The sequence below is a fragment of the Shewanella sp. 4_MG-2023 genome (genome assembly GCF_030548015.1).
Classification (GTDB): domain Bacteria; phylum Pseudomonadota; class Gammaproteobacteria; order Enterobacterales; family Shewanellaceae; genus Shewanella.
In genome coordinates, this window is record NZ_JAUORL010000004.1 from 26,658 (window position 1) to 50,084 (window position 23,427).

The 23,427-nt window shown below is 41.0% G+C and carries 21 protein-coding genes; 7 read left to right on the top strand and 14 right to left on the bottom strand.

Going from position 1 to position 23,427, the window contains the following annotated elements; translation table 11 throughout:
* The first annotated feature begins 185 nt into the window (after positions 1-185).
* Positions 186-1,187, top strand: coding sequence for a D-alanine--D-alanine ligase (locus tag Q4546_RS02965; RefSeq protein WP_102476336.1), 1,002 nt, complete (start codon positions 186-188; stop codon positions 1,185-1,187).
* Positions 1,188-1,234: 47 nt separating this feature from the next.
* On the opposite strand, the gene Q4546_RS02970 is transcribed toward Q4546_RS02965, so the two are convergent.
* Complete coding sequence (locus tag Q4546_RS02970; protein ID WP_102440554.1) at positions 1,235-1,534, bottom strand: hypothetical protein; 300 nt, start codon at positions 1,532-1,534, stop codon at positions 1,235-1,237.
* Between the two features lie 374 nt (positions 1,535-1,908).
* On the opposite strand from Q4546_RS02970, the gene Q4546_RS02975 reads away from it, so the two are divergent.
* The gene (locus tag Q4546_RS02975; protein ID WP_102476337.1) at positions 1,909-2,334 is read left to right on the top strand and encodes a hypothetical protein; all 426 of its coding nucleotides are present in this window, start codon (positions 1,909-1,911) and stop codon (positions 2,332-2,334) included.
* A gap of 242 nt (positions 2,335-2,576) precedes the next feature.
* Here the strand turns inward: Q4546_RS02975 and Q4546_RS02980 are convergent, their stop codons facing one another.
* The 7 genes from Q4546_RS02980 to Q4546_RS03010 form a co-directional block, all read right to left on the bottom strand.
* Positions 2,577-3,164, bottom strand: a complete 588-nt coding sequence (locus Q4546_RS02980) for a cytochrome c3 family protein (RefSeq protein WP_102440577.1) — start codon at positions 3,162-3,164, stop codon at positions 2,577-2,579.
* 20 nt (positions 3,165-3,184) lie between these two features.
* Positions 3,185-3,655: a nitrate reductase cytochrome c-type subunit gene (locus Q4546_RS02985; protein ID WP_102440552.1), complete on the bottom strand. Its 471-nt coding sequence runs from the start codon at positions 3,653-3,655 to the stop codon at positions 3,185-3,187.
* 11 nt (positions 3,656-3,666) lie between these two features.
* Positions 3,667-6,156, bottom strand: a complete 2,490-nt coding sequence (napA, locus tag Q4546_RS02990) for a nitrate reductase catalytic subunit NapA (RefSeq protein ID WP_102440576.1) — start codon at positions 6,154-6,156, stop codon at positions 3,667-3,669.
* A 2-nt stretch (positions 6,157-6,158) separates the two neighbouring features.
* Positions 6,159-6,419 (bottom strand): chaperone NapD, encoded by a 261-nt coding sequence (locus Q4546_RS02995; protein WP_102440551.1) that lies wholly within the window; start codon positions 6,417-6,419, stop codon positions 6,159-6,161.
* Positions 6,420-6,460: 41 nt separating this feature from the next.
* Positions 6,461-6,619: a periplasmic nitrate reductase, NapE protein gene (locus Q4546_RS03000; RefSeq protein ID WP_102440550.1), complete on the bottom strand. Its 159-nt coding sequence runs from the start codon at positions 6,617-6,619 to the stop codon at positions 6,461-6,463.
* 507 nt (positions 6,620-7,126) lie between these two features.
* Positions 7,127-8,050, bottom strand: a complete 924-nt coding sequence (locus tag Q4546_RS03005; protein ID WP_102440549.1) for a class I SAM-dependent methyltransferase — start codon at positions 8,048-8,050, stop codon at positions 7,127-7,129.
* Between the two features lie 22 nt (positions 8,051-8,072).
* Positions 8,073-9,203, bottom strand: a complete 1,131-nt coding sequence (locus Q4546_RS03010) for an AI-2E family transporter (protein WP_303445650.1) — start codon at positions 9,201-9,203, stop codon at positions 8,073-8,075.
* A gap of 268 nt (positions 9,204-9,471) precedes the next feature.
* Between Q4546_RS03010 and Q4546_RS03015 the strand changes: the two genes are divergently transcribed.
* Complete coding sequence (locus Q4546_RS03015; RefSeq protein WP_303445651.1) at positions 9,472-10,365, top strand: TIGR01777 family oxidoreductase; 894 nt, start codon at positions 9,472-9,474, stop codon at positions 10,363-10,365.
* Between the two features lie 45 nt (positions 10,366-10,410).
* Here the strand turns inward: Q4546_RS03015 and Q4546_RS03020 are convergent, their stop codons facing one another.
* From Q4546_RS03020 to Q4546_RS03035, 4 genes are all read right to left on the bottom strand, one after another.
* Positions 10,411-11,292 carry a LysR family transcriptional regulator gene (locus Q4546_RS03020; RefSeq protein ID WP_303445652.1) on the bottom strand — a complete coding sequence of 294 codons (882 nt, stop codon included), beginning with the start codon at positions 11,290-11,292 and terminating at the stop codon, positions 10,411-10,413.
* 170 nt (positions 11,293-11,462) lie between these two features.
* The gene (locus Q4546_RS03025; RefSeq protein ID WP_303445653.1) at positions 11,463-11,759 is read right to left on the bottom strand and encodes an antibiotic biosynthesis monooxygenase; all 297 of its coding nucleotides are present in this window, start codon (positions 11,757-11,759) and stop codon (positions 11,463-11,465) included.
* A 98-nt stretch (positions 11,760-11,857) separates the two neighbouring features.
* A complete protein-coding gene (locus tag Q4546_RS03030; protein WP_102476340.1) occupies positions 11,858-14,341 on the bottom strand; it encodes an ABC transporter permease in 2,484 nt (827 codons plus the stop codon).
* Positions 14,341-15,090 (bottom strand): ABC transporter ATP-binding protein, encoded by a 750-nt coding sequence (locus tag Q4546_RS03035; protein ID WP_102440543.1) that lies wholly within the window; start codon positions 15,088-15,090, stop codon positions 14,341-14,343. The genes Q4546_RS03030 and Q4546_RS03035 overlap by 1 nt, the downstream gene beginning before the upstream one ends.
* An 85-nt stretch (positions 15,091-15,175) precedes the next feature.
* Here Q4546_RS03035 and Q4546_RS03040 point away from each other — a divergent pair, with 85 nt between their 5' ends.
* From Q4546_RS03040 to Q4546_RS03055, 4 genes are all read left to right on the top strand, one after another.
* Positions 15,176-15,754, top strand: coding sequence for an arylesterase (locus tag Q4546_RS03040; RefSeq protein ID WP_303445706.1), 579 nt, complete (start codon positions 15,176-15,178; stop codon positions 15,752-15,754).
* 182 nt (positions 15,755-15,936) lie between these two features.
* Positions 15,937-17,004: a DUF3083 family protein gene (locus Q4546_RS03045; RefSeq protein ID WP_102440541.1), complete on the top strand. Its 1,068-nt coding sequence runs from the start codon at positions 15,937-15,939 to the stop codon at positions 17,002-17,004.
* A gap of 237 nt (positions 17,005-17,241) precedes the next feature.
* Positions 17,242-19,890, top strand: coding sequence for a parallel beta-helix domain-containing protein (locus Q4546_RS03050; RefSeq protein ID WP_303445654.1), 2,649 nt, complete (start codon positions 17,242-17,244; stop codon positions 19,888-19,890).
* Positions 19,891-19,995: 105 nt separating this feature from the next.
* Positions 19,996-21,204, top strand: coding sequence for an SO2930 family diheme c-type cytochrome (locus Q4546_RS03055; RefSeq protein ID WP_303445655.1), 1,209 nt, complete (start codon positions 19,996-19,998; stop codon positions 21,202-21,204).
* Positions 21,205-21,273: 69 nt separating this feature from the next.
* On the opposite strand, the gene Q4546_RS03060 is transcribed toward Q4546_RS03055, so the two are convergent.
* Complete coding sequence (locus Q4546_RS03060) at positions 21,274-22,296, bottom strand: helix-turn-helix transcriptional regulator (protein WP_102476343.1); 1,023 nt, start codon at positions 22,294-22,296, stop codon at positions 21,274-21,276.
* A 21-nt stretch (positions 22,297-22,317) separates the two neighbouring features.
* Complete coding sequence (gene sohB / locus Q4546_RS03065; protein ID WP_198590876.1) at positions 22,318-23,331, bottom strand: protease SohB; 1,014 nt, start codon at positions 23,329-23,331, stop codon at positions 22,318-22,320.
* Positions 23,332-23,427: the final 96 nt, after the last annotated feature.

Here is a 23,427-nt window from a genome sequence, read left to right on the forward strand (position 1 = left end):
AATAATATGGCTATGGCACAACTTTATTGCCCATAAAACGCGCAATTATGCAATGTTCATGACTATTTGTTGCTTTGTTCACCATTTACTCAGCCCTGCTCTTGCCTAGTGGCTTGTCAGTTCATTATCATAAGTTAATTTAATGCACATTCAGTGATATCCATCAGCAATTTTGCGGAGCAACAATGACAACTATCAACTTACTTTTAATCTGTGGCGGCGGCAGTGCAGAGCATGATGTGTCTTTGTTATCAGCTGATTTTTTTGAATCATCTCTCGCAAATAGTAACGAGATTAATTTACTGCGAGTTGAACTTGATAAAAATGGCCATTATCACGATCAAGATGGTAATGTTTGTGAGCTAACCAATAAGCGCGAAATTCGTTTTGAAGATCAGCAAAAAGCACCTTGGCCTGTAGACTATGTCATTCCTTGTATTCATGGATTTCCCGGTGAGACCGGTGACATTCAATCTTATTTCAATTTAATCCAATTGCCTTACTTTGGTTGTGAGTCAGAAGCCTCAAGAAACTGTTTTAACAAAATCACCGCCAAAATGTGGTTTAGCGCCTTAGGCATCCCTAATACGCCTTATATTTTTCTTAATGAACTAAATGATGACGCTATACAACAAACGGCAGCAGCCTTATCAGAATGGGGCTCAGTATTTGTTAAAGCCGCCTCTCAAGGTTCATCAGTGGGCTGCTATAAAGTTGATGACGCAACGCAAATACAACAAGTATTAACTGATGCCTTTAGTTTTGCGCCTTCTGTGGTGGTTGAAAAGACCATTATCGCCCGAGAGTTAGAAGTCGCAGTTTATCAATATCAAGGTGAAGTAATAGCAACACTGCCAGGTGAGATCATTTGTGCCAGTAACACTTTTTATACTTTTGAAGAAAAATATAATGCTTCAAGTAAGGCGACCACCAATGTAGTCGCAAAGAATTTATCTGAGGATGTGTGTGAAGCGATTCGCAGCTATGCGATAAAAGCATTTAAAGGGATGAAGTTAAGACACTTATCAAGAATTGATTTCTTTCTAACCGAAGAGAATGAAATTTTACTAAACGAGATTAATACCTTCCCTGGCTCTACACCAATTTCAATGTTTCCGAAAATGCTACAAAATCACGGCGAAAACTTTACTGATTACTTGGTTGAAAACATCAAAAGCCAATTATAAATCTAAACACATATACCAACTTGATACGACGATTAACGACAAAATAGCTATCGCGTCATATTGATTGAAACAATATTGGAATATGTTTGCTGATGGCCAGCATCTTCCAATTGTTTGCGCCAAGGGTTATCTTGAACCCTGACCATATAGAAACGCTCACGGTAGGTATCAGTGACGAATGCAATCCCATGTTGCATTAATTCATAATGAATATCATGTACAAATACCAAAGAAAAATTCTGCCTGCCTGTTAACTGATTAATGTCTCCTCGCGTTAAGCTTACTCCATTCTCTAATTGTTCAAATTGAATCATTAGCCAATTCGCAAAATCTTTTGAACTCACCATTTGATTGCCCTCGTATTTAAATCAAAAAAACTACAACTAAATCTAACTAATAGTTTAGTGCACTTTACGATTTTCAGCACAATAGTTTAACAAACTCATCTGACCAAACATTATTCATCAAATGAAAAAAACGGTAGTTTAACCCCAAGAAATTACATACTACCCATTGAAATATAAAGAATTAGAATAAAACAAACACAGTCAAATAAAAACATATTAAGATGTCAACTTTTCAACCAATGTCAACAAAATGACTTACAGCTTGATTTTATCCGTTTATTAGAACAGTATTGCAACATTAACCCAACAGCTTAATGTTATATATAGTATTACTTCTATGTTGTTGTTCGTCATAACTTAATCGGAAAGGAATAATGTCAAAAATTGTTTTATGCATAGTCAGTTTTATGCTCATATCTGGCTGTAGTCAAACTCCTCATTTCAATGATTCAAACCTTAATTCAAACTCCCTAGTTGGCATTTATACTAATGATGATGGTTTTGGAAACCGTATTAATATCGTTTTAAATGAAGATGGGGGTTACGAGTCTCAACTAAATGGAACCATTGGAATAGAGGGGTTTTCTTATGGTGAATGGGAGCACACAACGAAGTCAAATAGTATTTTATTTTCCCCAATTAAAGAACATGGTTTTTTAAAAGGAAAACTTAAAACATTACTGATCATTAGTGATAGTAACAATATTTCCTTAATTCCAGCTAAAAAACTTAAAAGTCATTCTAAGTTAATGGCTGATTACGGACAATCAAACTATAGCTATCAGAAAAATAGTATTTAATTTAATCGTGCTCTAACCGCTTATGTACATGGATGTACTGTAAGCTTTGTTTAGTTACTTCAATAAGCCATTTTCGTTACTTCAAATTTAACTTCTCAATGATTATTCCCAGCTATAAACTTCAAATATTTTACAAGCCAGCCACAAAGAATACCTGCTCTGACATAGGCCTCAAATAGTATTAAATGCAACCCCAAAAAAGGCCAGCTTTCGCTGACCTTATTTATTGCTATTGGCTTTTACTAAAAGCCTTCCACACCAGCCATATCAGGTAATTGATGGGCTATCCCTTTATGACAGTCGATACAGGTTTTATCACCGCTCGCTAATGAGGTTGAGTGCATTTGCGAAGCGCGAGTCGATTGACGCGTAAAGTCCATATAATCGAAATTATGGCAGTTACGGCATTCTAATGAGTCATTAGCTTTAAGGCGTGCCCACTCATGCTCTGCCAACTCACGGCGTTTACCTTCAAACTTTTCACGAGTATTGATGGTGCCAAATACCTTGCCCCAAACTTCTTTCGAAGCCTGCATTTTACGAGCAATTTTATTGGTCCATTCATGTGGTACATGGCAATCTGAACACGTTGCGCGCACACCACTTCGGTTAGTAAAGTGAATGGTGCTTTGCAGCTCTTGATAAACATTACTTTCCATTTCATGGCAACTGGTACAGAACTCCTCGGTGCTTGCTAATTCAAGAGCGGTATTAAACCCACCCCAAAAAATCACCCCTGCTACAAAGCCACCTAATGTCAAAAAACCCAGGCTGTAATGAACACTTGGCCTGTTTACTACCTGCCAAACTAACTTCAATTTTTCTAGTATTTTTGCAATCATAAATGCTCCTAATGCTCAGTCGTTGAAGATTTTTTCATGAGTTCTTTAACATCCACAAAATCATTTTCAACCAATAACTTGGCATCTAACTGAGATACATGGCATTGAGTACAGTAATAACGACGTGGCGACAACGATGCCAAGAAATTATTATCTCTGTCCATATAATGCGTCACACTTACCATAGGAGCTTGAGAATGCCCAGTGCTACTACGCGCATGACATTGCATACATTTATTCACTTTCAAATCAATTTGATAACCATCAATTTTATGAGGAATAATTGGCGGCTGCATCGGGTAATTACGCACTTGCTTAACATCTGAATTAATCACTTTCTGCATAACAGGCGGTGTTGGTTCAACGTTTAATGGTGCAAGGCGTAATGTAGCAACTTTCTCATCAGGCACAGTTGCTGCCGTCAAACCAAAAGAGAATCCAACTAACGCAATGATTGACAATATTTTACGTGCTTTCATGGTGTCTCTCCTTAGGCTTTAACGATTTTAACCGCGCACTTTTTAAAGTCTGTTTGTTTTGACAATGGATCTGTCGCATCTAACGTGACTTTGTTAATGAGCTGGCTAGCATCAAACCAAGGAACAAATACCAAGCCAACAGGCGGCTTATTACGACCTCGGGTTTCTATACGGGTTTTAATTTCACCACGACGAGAAATAACCTTCACTTCATCACCACGACGTAAACCACGTTTTTTAGCATCATCTGGATGCATAAAACACACTGCATCAGGGAAGGCTTTATAAAGCTCTGGCACACGCTGGGTCATTGAACCCGAATGCCAATGTTCTAGTACGCGACCGGTTGATAACCAAATATCGTATTCTTCATCTGGCATCTCTGGCGCTGGTTCATAAGGCAGTGCAAAAATAACCGCTTTACCATCTGGCTTACCATAGAACTCAAAACCTTTACCGGCTTTAACATAAGGGTCAGACCCTTCACGGAAACGCCATTTGGTTTCTTTACCGTCAACAACAGGCCAACGTAAACCGTGCTCTTCATGGTAACGGTCAAAGTCAGCTAAATCATGACCATGTCCACGACCAAAGGTTGCATATTCTTCAAATAAGCCTTTTTGAACGTAAAAACCAAAATGTTTAGCTTCATCATTCAAGAACTTAGGATCAGCATCACTTAATGGGAACTTCTCAACATTACCGTTTTGGTAAAGTACTTCGAATAACGTTTTACCTTTAAACTTAGGATTGGCATCTAAAACATCTTGCGGCCAAACTTCATCAGTGGTGAAACGTTTTGAGAATTCCATCAACTGCCATAAGTCAGACATTGACTCGCCTGGCGCTTTAACCATTTGATGCCAGAATTGAGTACGACGCTCTGCATTACCATAAGCCCCCTCTTTCTCAACCCACATTGCGGTAGGTAAAATCAAATCAGCTGCTTGTGTTGTTACCGTTGGATAAGCATCAGAAACAACAATGAAGTTTTCTGGATTACGGTAACCCGGTAATCCTTCTTCGTTCATGTTAGCCGCAGCTTGCATGTTGTTGTTCACTTGAACCCAATAACAATTTAAATCACCATCTTTAAGACGGCGATTTTGTTCAACGGCATGGTAGCCAGGCTTTGGTGGGATTATGCCACTTGGAATATTCCAAATTTCTTCAGCATGTTTACGATGCTCAGGGTTAGTAACCACCATATCAGCAGGTAAACGATGCGAGAATGTACCGACTTCACGCGCGGTACCACAAGCTGATGGTTGACCCGTTAATGAGAATGGGCTGTTGCCAGGAGTAGAAATTTTACCGACTAGCAAGTGAATGTTATAAATAAGGTTATTACACCACACACCACGAGTATGTTGGTTGAAACCCATAGTCCAGAAAGAGGTGACTTTCTTTTTAGGGTCAGCGTACAACTCTGCAAGTTCAATCAACTTGTGCTCAGGTACACCAGAAAGCTCGCTTACTGATTTAACATCGTAGTCAGCTACAAACGCCTTAAACTGCTCAAAATCGATTGGGGTTGAATCACCCGCAGTCTCAACGTTCTTGGCTTTTTTCTGTAATGGATGAGTGGCTCGTAAACCATAACCAATATCCGTTTCACCTTTACGGAAATTAACATGCTTAGCGACAAAATCTTTGTCTACTTTATCGTTTTGAATAATGTAATTGGCGATAAAGTTAAGCATGGCTAAATCGGTTTGCGGCGTAAATACTATGCCTAAATCCGCCAAATCAAATGAACGATGTTGGAACGTCGATAACACAGCAACTTTCACATGTGGTGCACTTAAACGGCGGTCAGTCACGCGAGTCCAAAGGATCGGGTGCATTTCTGCCATATTAGAGCCCCATAATACGAAAGCATCCGCCGCTTCCATATCATCATAACAACCCATGGGTTCATCAATACCAAAGGTACGCATGAATCCACCAACAGCAGAAGCCATACAATGACGTGCATTGGGATCAATATTGTTAGAACCAAAGCCTGCTTTCATTAATTTAACCGCTGCATAGCCTTCCCACACAGTCCATTGGCCAGAACCAAACATGCCGACTGCAGTAGGCCCTTTAGCTTTAATGGTTTTTTTCCATTTTTCAGCCATGGTATCAAACGCAGTATCCCAACTAATGGGGCTGAACTCGCCATTCTTATCATATTTTCCGTCGGTCATTCTTAACATTGGAGTTTGAAGGCGATCGCGACCGTACATAATTTTTGATAAGAAGTAGCCTTTAATACAGTTAAGGCCTTTGTTGACTTCACTTTTTGCGTCACCATGGGTTGCAACCACTTTACCGTCACGCGTCGCAACGATAACGGAACAACCTGTACCACAAAAACGACATGGTGCTTTGTTCCACTCTAATTTGGTCTGCTCAGAGCTAGTAATTAAGTTACTTGCTGATGCCGGTAAAGCCATGCCTGCCACGCTGGCAGCTGCCATAGCAGCATTAGCCTTCATAAACTCACGTCTGTTCATACTCATTCTTCACCCTCTTCTAGCTCTTCGCTTTGGTGATAAACCATAGTGGCAGTAAGCACACCAGGTATTGCGTTAATAGTTGAAATGTCATCCATTAAGGAACGCTGGCTTGGTCCTTCAATCACTACGACTATCTTCATCTCGTTGTTAACTGATAAATCTGCATTGTCCATGGCCATAATTTGTTGGCGAACTTCAGCCATTTGCTCTGGTTTTACTTGCACTATCAGGCTAGTTACGTGGATTTCTTTTTTGCTCATCAAGATTACTTCTCTATTAATTTTTGTTTTAATTTCTATGATTATCCAGCGCCAGGAGGGCCAGAAAGAATTTGACTAAACCAAATGGTGAACCCTAATGCACTAACGAGTATCGCTGACAAAATGGGTGCTAAGAAAACCGTTAAAAATATAAAAATTTTAAGTTCTAGGCTTTTCTCAGTTTTAGAATCTATATTCATGGAGCCTCCGGCAGAGGTTTCTAAGGAAAGGGATGTAGCATAATTGTTACTGATTGATATTCGTGTGAATTCTATCTTTTATCAATGACTAAACTATATACTCACAAATTGGTAAAACGAATAAATGTTGATCTAGATCATAAAAAAACCAACAATTATTACAACTAGAAATGGCATATGAACAATAAAGCGCTTCAATAGTAAATCCAGCCAAAAATAAAAATCTCATTCATGTTAATTGATTCGATTTAAACCAGAACCACTGGAGAGAAATACTCATGCATAAGTATATATAGTCTCTAACACAAAAGTTATCAACTTGTTAATCGTCAATCAAACACTTACAGAACATTCTAGTGATTTCAAACAGGCTTAGCCGATAACCATGCGAGTTACCTCGATCACTTCTCCACCTTTAAATTATCCTCAAATAAAAAAGCACAACTGAATTGTTATTCAATTGTGCTTTTTAAAGAAATATAGATGTGTCACTACACGGTTAAATACTTATAACTTATAGCGTAAGACCTTCAAGGATTTTTGCTCATCAATATCAGTAAACTCGGGGGGATTATCAATACGCTCAACAAAGGTTAAGCTTTCTGCAGTTTCTTCAACTTGCTTCATTAAAAAATCACAGCCAAGCTCAGGCGCATTTAAACACAACAACACTTCACCGTTATCAGCCAGTAACTCTGGTAAACGTCTCAGCAGCCTTACATAATCTTTGGTGGCAACAAAACTTCCTTTTTGATTACTTGGTGGATCGGCAACAATTAAGTCATAAGGCCCAAGTTTGGTTAGTTTGCCCCATGATCTAAAGATGTCATGACCGAGAAAGCGTGCGCCTGAAGCAAAATCATTGAGCAAATGGTTTTGTTTGCCTATGGCTAATGCGCCCTTGCTCATATCCATATTAACCACTTCAGTCGCTTCGCCCTGTAAAGCGACAACAGAAAAGGCGCAGGTATAAGCAAATAGGTTAAGCACTTTTTTATCCTTTGCGTGTGCTTTAACCCACTTTCGACCATTGGCCATATCAAGGAAAATACCGTGATTTTGCCCGCGTAACAGGTGGACTAAAAAATGGGCGCCATTTTCTGTCACTATGTGTTTTTCAGGTACTTCACCGGCAACAACATCGGTTATAGTTTGCCCTGCATTACGGTACTGAAATACTAAATTAAACGGTTTATCGCCATGACACTGCTGCCAAACTGCTTCTATATCAGCAACCATTGACTGTCTTTCTGATTCTGGCAGCTCTTTAAAGCTGGTAAGCAGTAACACAGGGTTAAACCAGTCTAAGCAAATATGCTCATAACCGCTAAAGAGCCCCCCGCGACCATGAAATAAGCGACAAAGGTCATCACCTAATTGTGCTTGGGCTAATGCGTTAACCGCAGGAAAATTTGAATCATTTGAATTCATTTATAACGCTCATTTATGTAAATTAAACATGACCATTTTCGGACTTTTCAGATGGGGTTTCATCTGTTGTTTGTTCGGCTTCTTCTACTCGGGCAACTAATTCCCCATTTTTGTCATCTTCATCATGGATTTCATCAGATAACAAGATAGCCAACCACTTACCACTGTCACTGGACTCTAATGCAATTTTGACAATCATAGTCAGTGGTACAGATAACAGCATCCCTACTGAGCCAAGTAACCAGCCCCAAAAAATTAATGACAAGAACACCACTAAGGTTGATAAGCCTAAACCGCGGCCCATAAATTTAGGTTCAACCACATTACCCATGACAGTATTTGTGCCTAAAAATAATAAAGCCGTAACACCTGCAGCCCCGGGCCCCATTTGAATGAATGCCAATAGTACCGCTGGAATAGCAGCAATTATAGAACCAATGTTGGGAATATAGTTAAACAGGAAGGCTAACACTGCCCACAATAATGCGTAGTCAACCCCAATAATACTCAAGCCAATACCGACAATAATACCGGTGCCAATACTGACGAGGGTTTTTATCACCATATATTGATTAACTGAATGCAAAAATTTATCAATTTGCTTTAAGCGCATGTCTGGATCGTCTAAGGCAAAATGAAACTTTTTCGGTAATGATTGCGCTTCAAACAGCATGAAGATGATGGTCAAGATGATCAGGAATAGATTTGCCATCACATTACCAAGGCCTGATAACATATTGGTAGTCATGCTTAATGCCATACCGGGGTCAAAGTATTCTAAGGCTTTCTCTTTAGAGATATTAATATTTAAGCCATTGAGCTTGTCTAATATCCATGAAAACTGCTCAATTAATTGCAGTCGGTACACGGGCATTTGTTTAGAAAACTCATTAATAGAGCTGCCGACTAAACTCGCCAACCATAACCCCATAAGTACTATCACTAGCATCAACAATATAATGGATAACCATTTAGGCACTCTAAAACGGCTCAGAAATTCAATGGCGGGGTTACAAACAACGGCTAAGAATGCAGATAATACAAACGGCACCACAATTGGACTTGCTGTTTTAATGCCGGCAAGGATCACCACTAAACACGCCATGATGGCAAAGCCACGTAACGCAATTGAAGAGGAATTACCTCCATTCATAATTTAACCCTTTTATACTTAAACATGAAATAAACTAAGATTTGTTAAGTTGAAACTATATGCGTAATTAATTGAAAAAACAAAATAACTCACTACAAAGTTATTGATTATACCTGTTATCTTTTGTGTTTAAATGCTTTAAACGGCCCTATGGTATCTTAAAGCGTCAATTATTCACTTGGATGCTATAGAAGTCAGTTAACATTGATCTAAACACGTAATAATCTCGTAATATTACCCATGTTGGCAAAATAAGTGGTGAGGCAATATGAAAATTTTAATGACTGGTGCGACAGGTTTTGTTGGCCAACAATTAGTGCATTTACTACAAGAGCACCAACTTACTATTGTCAGCCGTAATATTGAGCATGCTGAAGCCGTGCTGGGTAATAAACATCTGTACTTATCAGGGCTTGATGCCTTAGATAATCTTAACGAGTTTGACAGCGTGATAAATTTAGCTGGCGAGCCCATTGTCGGCAAACGCTGGAGCCAACAACAAAAGCAACTTATTTGCGATAGTCGCTGGAATATAACCGCCAGACTGACCCAACTTATCCAACAAAGCACCACCCCACCAGCAAGTTTTATTAGCGCCTCTGCCATCGGCTTTTATGGTCGTCAAGGCCAAGAGCCTGTTGACGAGCATAGCCGAGCCCATGATGAATTTAGTCATCAGGTCTGTAGTGAATGGGAACACTTAGCCTTAAAAGCCCAGTCAGAAAATACCCGTGTCTGTGTGCTCAGAATTGGCATTGTATTAGGTAAAAATGGCGGTGCATTAGCGAAAATGTTGCCACCGTTTAAATTAGGCTTAGGTGGCCCTATTGGTAAAGGCACCCATGGGGTTAGCTGGATCCACATTGATGACCTAACCCATTTGATTGAACACTTAATTAACTCAAACGATGCTAAGGGTATTTTCAATGCTACGGCCCCTAACCCCGTTAATCACAAGCAATTTGCGCAATCATTAGGCTTTACCTTAAAGCGCCCAGCTAAAATCCCGACACCTGTATTAGCATTGCGGTTAGCGATGGGCGAAATGGCAGACTTAATTGTTGAAGGGCAATTTGTATTGCCAAAACGTACATTAGCGTCTGGATTCAATTTCAAATATACCCATATTGACCCAGCGTTAGATTCAATTTTTAATGCCTAATCACTTGGATATGTGCAGTTCTGATTATTGTGGTCTTCAAGAACACTATTTACTGTTAACCAGCTCAGTGGTTTTATCCATAAACCACTGGTAACGTTTTGGTAAAGGTCGATGTTTTTTATAAATCATGTACAAGGGCTCTTTTACCTGCTTATCAAGCTTAGCAATCGATATTGCCGCTACATCACTAAAGCTTTTTACTGCAAACTCAGGTAACACAGTAAAACCTAGGCCTTTTGAAACTGGCAACAAAATTTGGTTAAGTTGATTAACATAACTGACAACCCGAACCTCTATTGCTTGTTTATCTTTATAGTTATTAGCCACCACTTGCTGCCAATTATGCATCGCATCTGGGTGAGCAACCATGCCCAATGCCATTAACTCATCATAATTTATTACCGTTTTTGATTCACTTTTCGGCACCACAAGGCAAAGGTGCTCATAACCAATGGCTAACACTTCAAGCTCGGGATCGGATACAAACTGGGTCACAATGCCAATATCAATATCATTATTGGTTAGCAGCTCTATTATCCTTCTATTGGGTCCAGCTTCGATTGAAACACTCAGCTGCTGATGTTGGATTTGATAATCAATAAAGTGTGGATATAACAAGGATGCCAATGAACCTGAGCAAGCAAAGCGGCACTCACCCACATGTTCTGAATCAAGCTGTAAATCAGTTAATAATTGCTGCTGTTCTTTAACTAAGGATTGACCATATTCTTGAAGCTGCATGCCTGCGGAAGTTAACTCAAAGCGCTTACCAAAGCGTTCGATTAACTTCACGTTCAACTGCTTTTCTAATTTCTGCACATGCTGACTCACACCCGGTTGAGTCATAAATAACTGCTCAGCAGTTTGGGTAAAGTGGCCTACTTCAGCTAGTTTTAAAAAAGTTGTTAACCATTTTTGATTAATCATCAAAGTCACCTTTGTTATTCAAGCAGCAAGTGCAGATGACGCGCTCTGCTAATCTTTAGTTTTGATAGCATAGCAAATTTTAAATAACAGCAGGTTATAAAACTAACTCACTTTGATAATTAAATGATTCGATTAATAGCAGTAAAAAGCTTGTAGAACTAAGTTAACAACTATTGATTATCAAAGGAATATTGCCTTTTAATTTCGACAACTTCAACCGTGTAAGCGCGGTACCACTTATCTTGACCTAACTTTTGCGCAACGGCATGTTTTGAATCTTGATGCCAAGCTTGAATATCAGCTTCTGAATGCCAATATGAAATCGCGATTTCCTTATCCCCTTCTGATACCGCAACAAAATCGATGCAATTATAGTGGTTAAACGCTAGGTCCCTCATCACGGCAACAGTATCTGAATAATGCTTATCTTGTTGTCCAACCGTTGCTTTAAATATCACCGCAAACATGCTTCAAACTCCTTTTATTAGAAATAAGGCATAAAAAAATAGGGAGTCACGCTCCCTATTTTTTATTATCTTCTGCACATATGGTTAAGGCAGCTAAACTAGCCTGCTTTTAGTAACTCACCGCAGGAGCGATTAAGTAACTGTCTGCAGCGCCACATGCCTAAGAATGATACCACCGCAGCGCCCGCTATTGGGGCGATAGCCCACCACGGCCAGTGCATGTAAACCACAAGTTCAAACACTTGGGTTTTAAGCATGTACAGCGCAAACTCAGCGACAATCACCGCTAAAAGGCCTGCTATAGCCCCCAAAATGGCAAATTCAAGCCCTGTTGCCGAGCGAAGTAACCAGCCCGATGCGCCAAACGTGCGCAGCACCGCAAGCTCCCGCTGGCGAGTTGCCATCCCTGCTTCTGTTTGGGCTATCAGCACTAAGGCACTTGCCAGTAACACCAATGCCAACACTAAGGTAAGCGACAATGACACTTGGTCAATAATCTGTCTAAGTTGCTGCACCATAGCGCCAACATCGATAACCGAAATTGTCGGGAACTGCTGAATTAACTGCAATACCACGGCATTTGCAGTTAGCGAACTGCCCGCCTGTTTCAAGTCTTCATCATTTAAATGAAAGCTCGCCATAGAAGTATACGAAAAACCTTCTAAGGCTTTAGGCCTAAATATCATAAAGAAATTAGGTTGCAAGGTTTCCCACTGTACTTGTCTAAAGCTGGTCACTTTAACGGTAACCGCCCGATTATCCATAGTAAAGGTCATGGTATCGTTAAGGGCTAAGCCTAAGCGCTCTGCTACACCTGACTCGACCGACACCTCATCATCTGCTTGATTAAATGTGCCTTCAGTGATGTCGTTGTTAGGCGGCAAGGCGTCACGATAAGTCAGATTTAACTCTCTTGAAATACCGACTCGCCCTTCTATGCCAGACTTTTCTTCATCTCGCGAGATCAACTCTTCATCATTAATATGAGTTAAGCGACCACGGATCACAGGGTAAATATCGGTCGCGATAATTTTGTTAGTGTCTAAGAAGTCATCTAATGGCTTAGCATCTTCTGGGGCGATATTGACCAGAAAATAGTTAGGCGCATTTTCAGGTAATTGTTTTTGCCATTCATTGAGTAAGTCTTGTCTTAACGCCAAAATGGTCAGTAAAAGCACTAATGCGCTGCTAAACCCAACCAACTGCACTGCATTTTGTCTAGCTCTGCGGCGCAGACCCGCTAATGCTAACTGAAATGGGTTGGTGGTTTTCATGCCAACGCTGTGACCAAGGCGGATCATCACAAAGCCCAGCACGCTAAGCAGCACTCCCAATAACAATACAGCCAACACCACAGTCATGGTCAGTTCAATACTGCGTGAATATAAGTAGCCCAGTAGCGCCATCGCCCCTAAACTCAGCAACAAATGCAGCCACATGCCTAGCTGTAAGCCTTCTAATTGACGCTGTAATACCCGTAATGGTGGAATAGCTAACAAACGCATCAATGGATAGGCAGAAAACATAAATGCACTGATGAGCCCGGTACTGACACCCAGAAGAATTGGTCGGCTATAAGGCGGAGAATAAGCCGCTATTTCAGCAGGTAAAAACTGGGTAATACCAATATCCAGTAGCACACCACCGATTAAACCTAAGACAATACCTAATGCCGTTACCAACATGAGGTGCAACCCAAACAAGCTGCGGATTTGCTTAGCTGAAGCGCCAAAGGTTTTAAGCATCGCCACCACATCATAATGACGCTGACAATAGCGCTGAGCGGCAATACCAATGGCTGCACACGCAAGGGCAATACCTAACAAGCTTGCCAGCAATAAAAAGCGTTCGGCACGTTTTACCGCAGAGGCAATCGGTGAATCACCACTTTGAACGTCTACCCAGCGCTGACTATTATTTAATAGCGGTTTAACTTGGTTTTCAAACTTGGTTAATTGCGCTGCATCGCCAGCAAATTGATAAATATAACTGACTCGACTACCTGGTTGGATAATGCCTGTTGAGTCAACATCATCAAGACGCATTAAAAGTACTGGTGATGATGCAAAAGGATTAAAGCCTGCATCGGGTAAACGACTAATCTCAGCGCTTAAATTAAGCTCTATATTACCCAGTTCAAGGGTTTTGGGGTAATTCAGTAACCCCCCTAAGCGATTTTCATACCACGCCTCACCTTTAGCGGGCAGTGCTTGAGTCGCGCCTGATGATAGCTCTATTTCGCCCCGCAGTGGATAACCATCAGCAACAGCTTTTATGGTCACCAGTTGAAATTTGTCACCCGAGTAAACCATGGAGTTAAACTTCATATTGGTGACATAGTTAACCGATAATGACTCTGCTATCGCCAATACCTTGTCATCAATTTTAACAGGTGAATCAATAATGCGATCAGCGGCGATAAAATTAGCCGCCTCACCATTAATGGCAACTTGTAATCGCTCACTCACTCGAGCAAGACCACTGACCGATAACACAGCCAAGGTTATCGCCAATACAATTAGTACTAGCTGGCCTTGCATTAATTCTCTTTTAAACAGACGCCACGCTAATTGTAACTCCATTAGCTGGCCTCCTCGGTGACGTTTTCAAGCGTCGAGTTAGTGTTTGCAGCCGTTATCGCAGGTTCAGACAAATGACCATTTTCCATCACCAGTTGACGTTTGCAGCGTTTAGCCAATTCAAGATCATGGGTCACTAACACCAGCGTGGTATCACTTTCTTGGTTTAAGGCAAACAACATATCAGCAATTTTATCGCCGTTTACACTGTCTAAATTTCCGGTAGGTTCATCAGCAAATAACACTTTAGGCTCGCAAATGAAGGCTCTAGCAATAGCCACACGTTGTTGTTCGCCGCCCGATAATTGCTTAGGAAGATGGGTCAAACGATGGGAAAGCCCCACTCTGCCCAGCATGCTTTGGGCCTTTTCTTTAGCATTGCTGACACCAGCAAGCTCCGCTGGCAGCATGACATTTTCAAGTGCGGTAAGGGTATCGACCAACATAAAAGATTGGAAAATAAAACTGACCTTTTGTTTTCTCAAGGCGGCTTTTTGCTCTTCATTCAGGCCCGATAATGCTTGGCCATCAAGATAGATCTCACCCGATGTTGGCGTATCAAGCGCAGCCAGTAAACCCAGTAAGGTTGACTTGCCAGATCCAGAAGGCCCAAGAATAGCAATACTGTCTCCCTGCTTGACATCCATATTAATGCCGTTGAGGATAGTGAGCTCCCCCTCTTGGGTCACCACTGTTTTATTGAGGTTAGTTACATTAATGGCACTGGAATTATTTGCAAAATTAGTAGACATACGATCCTTCTTATTATTACCGGCGAAACGCCTGCTTAATGCGGCTTTCATCTTAGTTGTGGTATCTGCAGTGTCGTTTTCAACACTGGTCACATCCGCGTTGTTAACATTGACACCTAGCTATGCTGCCACGGTTTTAATCCTTGGCGATAGTCTAAGTGCAGGTTATGGCATGTCGGAAGAGCAAGGTTGGGTACAATTGTTACGTAATGACCTGCCCGAATACCAAATTATTAATGGCTCTGTCAGCGGTGAAACCACAGCTGGCGGATTACGTAGACTACCAGATCTACTGGCTTCGAGCCCTGTTGACCTTGTTGTTATTGAGCTTGGTGGTAATGATGGTCTACGTGGGTTCCCCCCAAAACAGCTGAAATCAAATCTTACAAAAATGATTGAGTTATCTCAACAAAGTGGCGCCGATGTGTTACTTACTGAAATCATGGTGCCGCCAAATTATGGTCCTCGATATACTAAAATGTTTAATGATGTTTATCATCAATTGGCCAGTGATTATGATATTGAACTGATCCCATTTTTTATGCAGGAAATCGCTCCTAACCCTGACTTAATGCAACGAGATGGCATTCACCCTAATGAGGATGCCCAGCCTAAAATTACGCAATGGATGAGTCCATGGATCATCGATGCAGTAAAAAAGTAACAGAGGTTAAAACATTTAGTCAAAAATGAGAACAAAAGCCTAAAATAGTAATTTTATTTTAAGGTTTAGGATTTAGAATGATACACAAATAACTTTGTTCAAACGTTCTAAAATACTAATCCTTAATGACAGTTTTTGAGCAATAAGGTTTGGTATTTTGTTTATGACTACAAGGAAATCTCATGGCTATCAGTCGGCAAAAGAAAGTTTACCTACCTACTACGACCAGAAAAAATCAATATATTACCGTTGGTTTCCCACTTACCGATGAGTTTATCGCTCATTATGAAACGTTAGAAAACTGCTACCAAGAGTTTTCTAAGCTGGTTTTTCAAACCGCGGATAAATTTGAACTTTATAATGTCCATGTTGTTGCGACAGATAAACTCCCTGTTGTGCGTTTTCATAATGAGGTTTACTGTTTTTCAACCCAAGAGCAGTTACGATTTTTCTATAACCCGGTGCATCATGAAGCAAACCGTTTACACATGATTCCTGATTATCGCGCTAAAAAACTTAAAGTGGTCTTTTTAGCAACGGGTGATGAAATTCGCAGCAAAGCAGCAAACTTTCATGCTCGTATTCGTGAGTTTACTGAGGCATTAATGCCACAGTTACCCACTCAGAAGCTGGCAACCAAAATACGCGATCACCAGCATATTTCTTATGATCTATTTGCCAAAAATAAAGGTCATAAAGAAACCTACGGTTATAAGCTAAGAGCGCTTAATAGCCGCTACCAGCATCGTGACTGCCCATTACCAGAAGATGTCAGTGCACTTTCTTACGTTCAGATCACTATGCCTGTTGGTCGCCGAATTAAAAATCAGCTACTTGCAGAAAACCGCAATGATTTTAGCGATAGTTACCAAAAGGTTTGCCAAAAATTTATTGACGCTGCTCGCTCAAAACAACTGAATAAATTAGCCGTGGTTGCTAATGGTAAAGTACCTTTAGTACGTAATAGTAAGTTTGAAGATTTACAAAGTACCGCTGAATTTCAAATGATCGGTTTTGACCCTAGTGCCACAGATGCTGAGCCTATCTGTCATTGGGATGGAAATGTCATTACTGAAGCAATACGCTTTGTCATTGTTGCGGGTGATAGTGATATTGCTGATGGTGGTTATGGCCGCTTTATGAACCAAGTTGAAGATGCGATGCGTAAATTTATCAGTGACATCGACTTTGATAAAGAGCACATCGATTTAACTGTAGGCTTCCATCAACACCTTAGCTATAAAGCATAATTAACTCTATTCTCCCCATAAACGGCAGCCTAGCTGCCGTTTTTTATTGCTCCTTTTTTATCATCCTTCCTTGTGCAAGATACATCAAAAAAACTTGTTAAATAAATGTGGCCAGATTTCACATTGATTAACAAGTGTCCTCCAAGGCATGTTGAACAACATACGAATAAATCGTATCCACTCCTTTGGGCGTATAACGCTGGAGTAGGACATAAATAATAAAAAGCAGGAGATGCTATGTTCAACAAGACAAAGCCTTGGCTGGTACCTACACTTGTAGCAACAGCTGTCACAATCAGTTTAGCGGGCTGCGGCTCAGATGATAACGATTCACAGATCACCGAAATCCCACCCGTTGTTCAACCACCAGCAGAAACCGGTCCCACCTTCCCTGAAGGTGCCATCATGGTCGAAGCGGGTGATAACCTCACTATCAGTATTCAAGAAGCATTAATCAACGCCCAAAGTAATGACGTTATCGTATTACCCAAAGGTAACTTCAAAATAGAATCAACCTTACTGTTTGATGGTGATGTAGACGGCGACGGCAGTTTTGCCAAAAATATTACCATTATGGGTTACGGCCAAGATGAAACCGTGTTGGATTTTTCTGAGGCCAATTCGGGTGATGGTATTTTTGTTCAAAATGCCATGAACATTATTATTCAAGACTTATCCGTTAACGAAGCCAAAAATAACGGTATTAAACTCAAAAATACCAATGGCATTATTTTAAGAAGGTTGGCAACCATTTGGGAAGGCGAACTTGATGAAGGCAACGGTGCTTATGGTTTGTATCCTGTAGAGTGTGAAAACATTCTTATTGAAGATACCTATGTTCGCGGTAGTGCTGATGCCGGTATTTACGTTGGCCAATCCCAATATATTGTAGTGCGCCGCAATATCGCTAAAGAAAACGTCGCCGGCATTGAAATTGAAAACTCTAAATATGCCGACGTTTACGATAACGAGGCCATGGGTAATACCGGCGGTATTTTAGTCTTCGATTTACCGATTAATAACCATAGATATGGTTCAAGCGTACGTATTTTTAATAACAAGGTTTACGATAATAATACCTTGAACTTTGCTAACGCATCATCAAACCCAGCAGGGGTACATATTGTGCCACCCGGAACTGGGGTGATTGTGTTATCCACTGACGATGTAGAAATTTTTAATAATGAAATTACAAACCACGACACGGTTGGCTTAACTATTTCGAGCTTCTTTATTGCTGAGCCCGATATCAGTACTTTTGTGGGTAATTATGGTCAACCAGGCCAAGCTATTGATGATGGCTGGCGTCCAACACCGCGTAATATCTCAATTCATGACAACGTGATCAGCGATTATGGCACTAAGCCAAAAGGCTATTTAATTAAAGATATCATCACCGCTTATGTATTAACCCACGGCGCATTACCGGGGATTTTATATGATGGTTTAGGTGAGATGTTCTCTAACAACGGCACCGCGGCCTATTTAGGTTTACAGGAGTTACCTTTTGCAGCCGATGGCAGTGATAACGTGTGTGCGCAAAATAATGGTGAGGTAAGTATTGGCCGTTTATATGCCAATAATAATACCGATGCCAGTATTGCCGATGTGCTTTATGAAAAAACGCAAATGGACTTAATGAACTGCGCCCAAGTGAGCCTACCTGTTCATACCGTTACCTTTGGTGATGAGATATTTGGCTGTGGTGTTGATGATGATACCGCAGGTTGTGATGGCGGCACTTTAATCGGTGGCGGTGGCTCTATTGGTGAAGGTGAAGGCGGCCTTGAAGGCGATGGTGATTTAGCCTTATGTGAAGCCAGTGGTGATAATGTCAGCTGGGATGCACTACTAAAAGCTAACTGCCCTAACCTGTCTGATTATAATCTATTTGCAGATATGGCTAATCCAACCGATGGGCCAAACTCGGGTGGCTTACCTTATGATCTTAATACGCCATTATTTACCGATCATGCCAGTAAATATCGCTTTGTGTATTTACCTGATGGCACTATCGCCGACTACAGCGAAAATGAATCATTCGACTTCCCTGTAGGCACAGTGATCAGTAAAACCTTCTCTTTACCAACAAACACTAATAATCGTGGATTTGCAAACGAGGATTTAATTGAAACACGATTACTGATCCATCGTGACACTGGCTGGACAGCGCTGCCTTATGTTTGGAAAGCCGATAAATCCGATGCTGTTATTGCTAAAGCGGGCGCGATTCAAGGAAAAACCATTACTCACAAAGGCGCTGAATTGGCATTTGATTACGTCGTACCCAGCATGAATCAATGTAAGCAATGTCATCAATTTAAAGCCGATGAAGACAGTAATGCGGTATTTATGCCCATTGGACCTAAAGCTCGTCACCTTAATAAAACTTACCCATATGCTGATGGAGCAATGAATCAACTCGCGAAATGGCAAGCGGCAGGTATTTTACAAGGCGTGCCAGAATTAGACACTGTCCCTATGGTGCCAAAATTCCAAGGTGGCGATGAAGCAAATATTGATTCTATGTCGGATACTGAGCTTATGGCCGCTGCTAAAGGCTACTTAGATATTAACTGTGCCCATTGTCATCGACCTGAAGGTAATGCCTCTAACACAGGCTTAAAGCTTGAGTACTGGCGCAGTTATGATGAAGATGCAGGATTTTCTCATGGTACTTGTAAGTCACCTGTTGCTTATGGCGGCGGCAGCTTAGGTTTTGATGTGGTTCCGGGTAATCCTGAAGAGTCAATCTTACATTTCCGTATGGAAACCAATGAACCTGGCGATCGTATGCCTGAAATTGGCCGTAGCTTGTCCCATGATGAAGGTGTTGCACTCATCAACGAGTGGATTAAGCGATTACCTGCAGCATCATGCTCCTAAGTAAGCTTTAACCCATGTAATGTAAACACGGGTTATATCAAACCAAATAAGCCGGGGAAACTCGGCTTTTTCATCGTACATTCTATTCATACAAGGATGTCATCAATGTTTGTTTTTAAAGCCCATCAAATACTTGTTATTAGTTTATGTTTGTCGCTAATAGCCTGCGGCGGATCTGACTCAAAAGAGAATAATAACGATAACAATATCCTTGATACGCCAACGCCACCTGTATCAGTGCCAGAGGATCCCGAGACAGCGCCAGATGAGCTATGTTTACAAAACAATAGCGAAGTGAATTGGCCCGCATTAATGAGCGCAGATTGTGACAATCTAGCGGATTACAGCTTGTTTATCGACCCAAGCAAACCAACTGAATCACCACGAAGTCCTGGTATGCTTTACCAACTATCTACTGAGTTATTTTCCAATTACGCCAGTAAATATCGGTTCATTTTTTTACCTGATGATCAAGCAATCAGCTTTCAAGCCCAAAGCCAATTCGAATTACCCGTTGGTAGTGTATTAGTTAAAAGCTTTGCGTTACCTTTTGATACCCAAAATAGTGGCGCAGATAATGAGAAATTAATCGAAACACGGCTATTAATCCATCGAGAAACGGGCTGGACAGCATTAGCCTACCAATGGCTTCAAGGCCAAGCTAAACTTGTTATCGCTGGCGCGAATGTGGCCCACACCATGAATAATCAGGGCGAATCGATTAGTTTTGATTATCACATTCCCAGCAAAGCTGAATGTAAAATTTGCCATCAAGTTAATGAGCAAGGAAGCAGCAACATAAAGCCTATTGGACTTAAAGCCCATTTATTAAACCGCCAAATAACAGACAGTAACAACACCCCCATTAATCAACTGACTCAGTGGGCACAGCAAGGCCAGTTAATAAACTTACCCGCGCTTAACAGCGTTGCACAATCTTTTGCCATTAATGATGAAACAGCAGAATTAACCAGCCGCGCTAAAGGCTACCTCGATGTGAATTGCGCCCATTGTCATAGCGCAGAGGGCTTTGCCAGCATTTCAGGCCTCAGACTTGAGTATCATATTGATCATACTTCATTTGAGTATGGCGTTTGTAAGCAGCCACCAGGTTGGGATGGCGGCCCTAATGGGCTTGCTTATGACATTGTTCCTGGCAATGGCGAGCGCTCTATTGTGCATTATCGACAAACACTGTTAAGCCCTAAAGATAGAATGCCGCCCATTGGCCGAGAAATGACCCACATTGAAGGCGCTGATTTAATTAAACGCTGGATTGATGACATGGCTATCACCATTGCAACGTGCAGTTAAATTAGCTGTAGCAGAGTGCACCGTTAAATAATGAATGATTAAGCAATGAAATAGGAAAACTAAAGACTGTTAACTGACAAGATTAAGCTTTAAGAAGTGACCGGGTGGATAGCCAAGCCAATGCTTAAAGCTTTGTCTGAAATGGCTAACATCGCCATAACCGAGCACTTCAGATATGTCTTCTGCACTCAACTCATTTGCTAAAATTAAATTTATCGCTGCTTGGCAGCGCACTTGATCCACCAGCTTTTGATAACTGGTTCCCGCAGCCGATAGTTTTCGGCGTAAACTTCGGGCGCTCATATGGTGTTTTTCTGCCAATTGTTCAAGCTTGGGTGGCTTAGGCATGCATAGGCGAATATCTGTCAGCAGCGGCTCAATAAATGACACGCCATCTGGCACCGAAGCGGCTAAGGCAAGGTGGTCAAATTGATAACTTAGCGGTGTATTGAGTATAGCAATATCAATACCCCACTCATAGAAATCACAATCAAACACAATTTTAGCGCCGGTTTCTGCACTTAAAAACTCAGTGTTACATTGAGGCTCTGCCATATGAATTTCATCAATAACCACAGTTGAAGCCACTAACTGCCTTGCTGCGCCTAATAACGCACAAACACTGTGCTGAAATTGAAAAGCAAACTTTTGGGCGTTAGCTTTTCCGGTATTGAGCCACCTTACCCATAATCTAGTCTCATCAAAACGAATAACAGTATCAGCAAAGCTACCCGCTAAATCAGGGTTTTTGATCACAAACAGTAGGCATTGATTTAAGGTGGTAAATTTATCAAAGAAAGGCAGTAACACATCAAGACTGGCAATTTGATAACTGGCGCCCAATCGAGCGCCAATTTCAGGATCTGGCGAGGTCGTTCTTAACACTTCCATGGCATACTCAACCTGCCATACATAAACAAACTGCATGGCGTTGAGTTCTTGCGGCCCTAAGCCAATTTTTAAATAGATATCAGTAGCGACAACGTCGCCAAGATGCAGTTCAATAAAGTTAAGCAAATTCCGTAGTTCAAAGGCAGGGTAACATTGATCCCCTACCATCATATTTGCCTTGTAGCCTAATTCTCTTTGCATCGATACCCTATTCTAAATGGCTTATTTAACAGCGTTATCACGCTCCATCAAACGGTTTAATACACTATCAACCGATAAAGAAGCGCCATGGGCAATTTTATCAGCCAGTTTCTTTTTCATTTGATATTTAATTTTAATGACTTGGTGTTTTTTGGCTAACTCAAGCACCACATCATCACTGGTAGAAATAGCATCAACTAAGCCTAATTCAATCGCTTGTTGACCGTACCAATGCTCGCCGGTTGCGACTTTTGCAATATCCATATCTGGACGGTACTTACTGACAAACTGTTTAAATAACACATGGGTTTCTTCCAACTCTTGTTGGAACTTTTCACGACCTTCATCAGTATTTTCACCAAACACGGTTAAAGTCCGCTTAAAGTCACCAGCGGTATGCTGCTCGTAATCAATATCGTGTTTTTTAAGTAAACGGCTAAAGTTTGGTAATTGGGCAACAACACCAATTGAACCCACAATCGCAAATGGCGCGGCAACAATTTTGTTCGCAACACAGGCCATCATATAACCGCCACTGGCTGCCACTTTATCAATACAGATAGTCAGTGGGATATTGGCTTGCTTCAAGCGGTCTAACTGGCTAGAGGCTAAACCATAGCCGTGCACCATTCCGCCGCCGCTTTCAACATTCACTAACACTTGATCGTTTTCATCAGCAACGGTTAATACCGCAGTAATTTCTTCTCTTAATGAGGCGACTTCACCTGCATCAATACTGCCTTTAAAATCGATAACAAATACTTTTGAAGTGGGAGCATCTTCTTTATCAGCCGCTTTTTCATCAGCTTTTAGTTTTTTCTCATAAGCTTTAAATTGCTTTTTAGACAGCAGCTCTTGCTTTAATTCTTTCTCAAGTTCCTTTAGCTCATCAGTAACATCAGTAAGCTTTAACTCACCCTTTTCAGTTTTATGTTTAATACTGCTTGCTAAAACCACAATAACAACGGCAAGAATTGCAACGACAATAGTGACGGCTTTCGCTAGAAACATGCCGTACTCGGATAAAAACTCCAAAATACACTCCAAATGGGAAAAGTTAATTGCCGTTATCTTAGCAGGAAGTTAAACCCGGTAGACAATAAAAACCCAGCAAATGCTGGGTTTTTAATC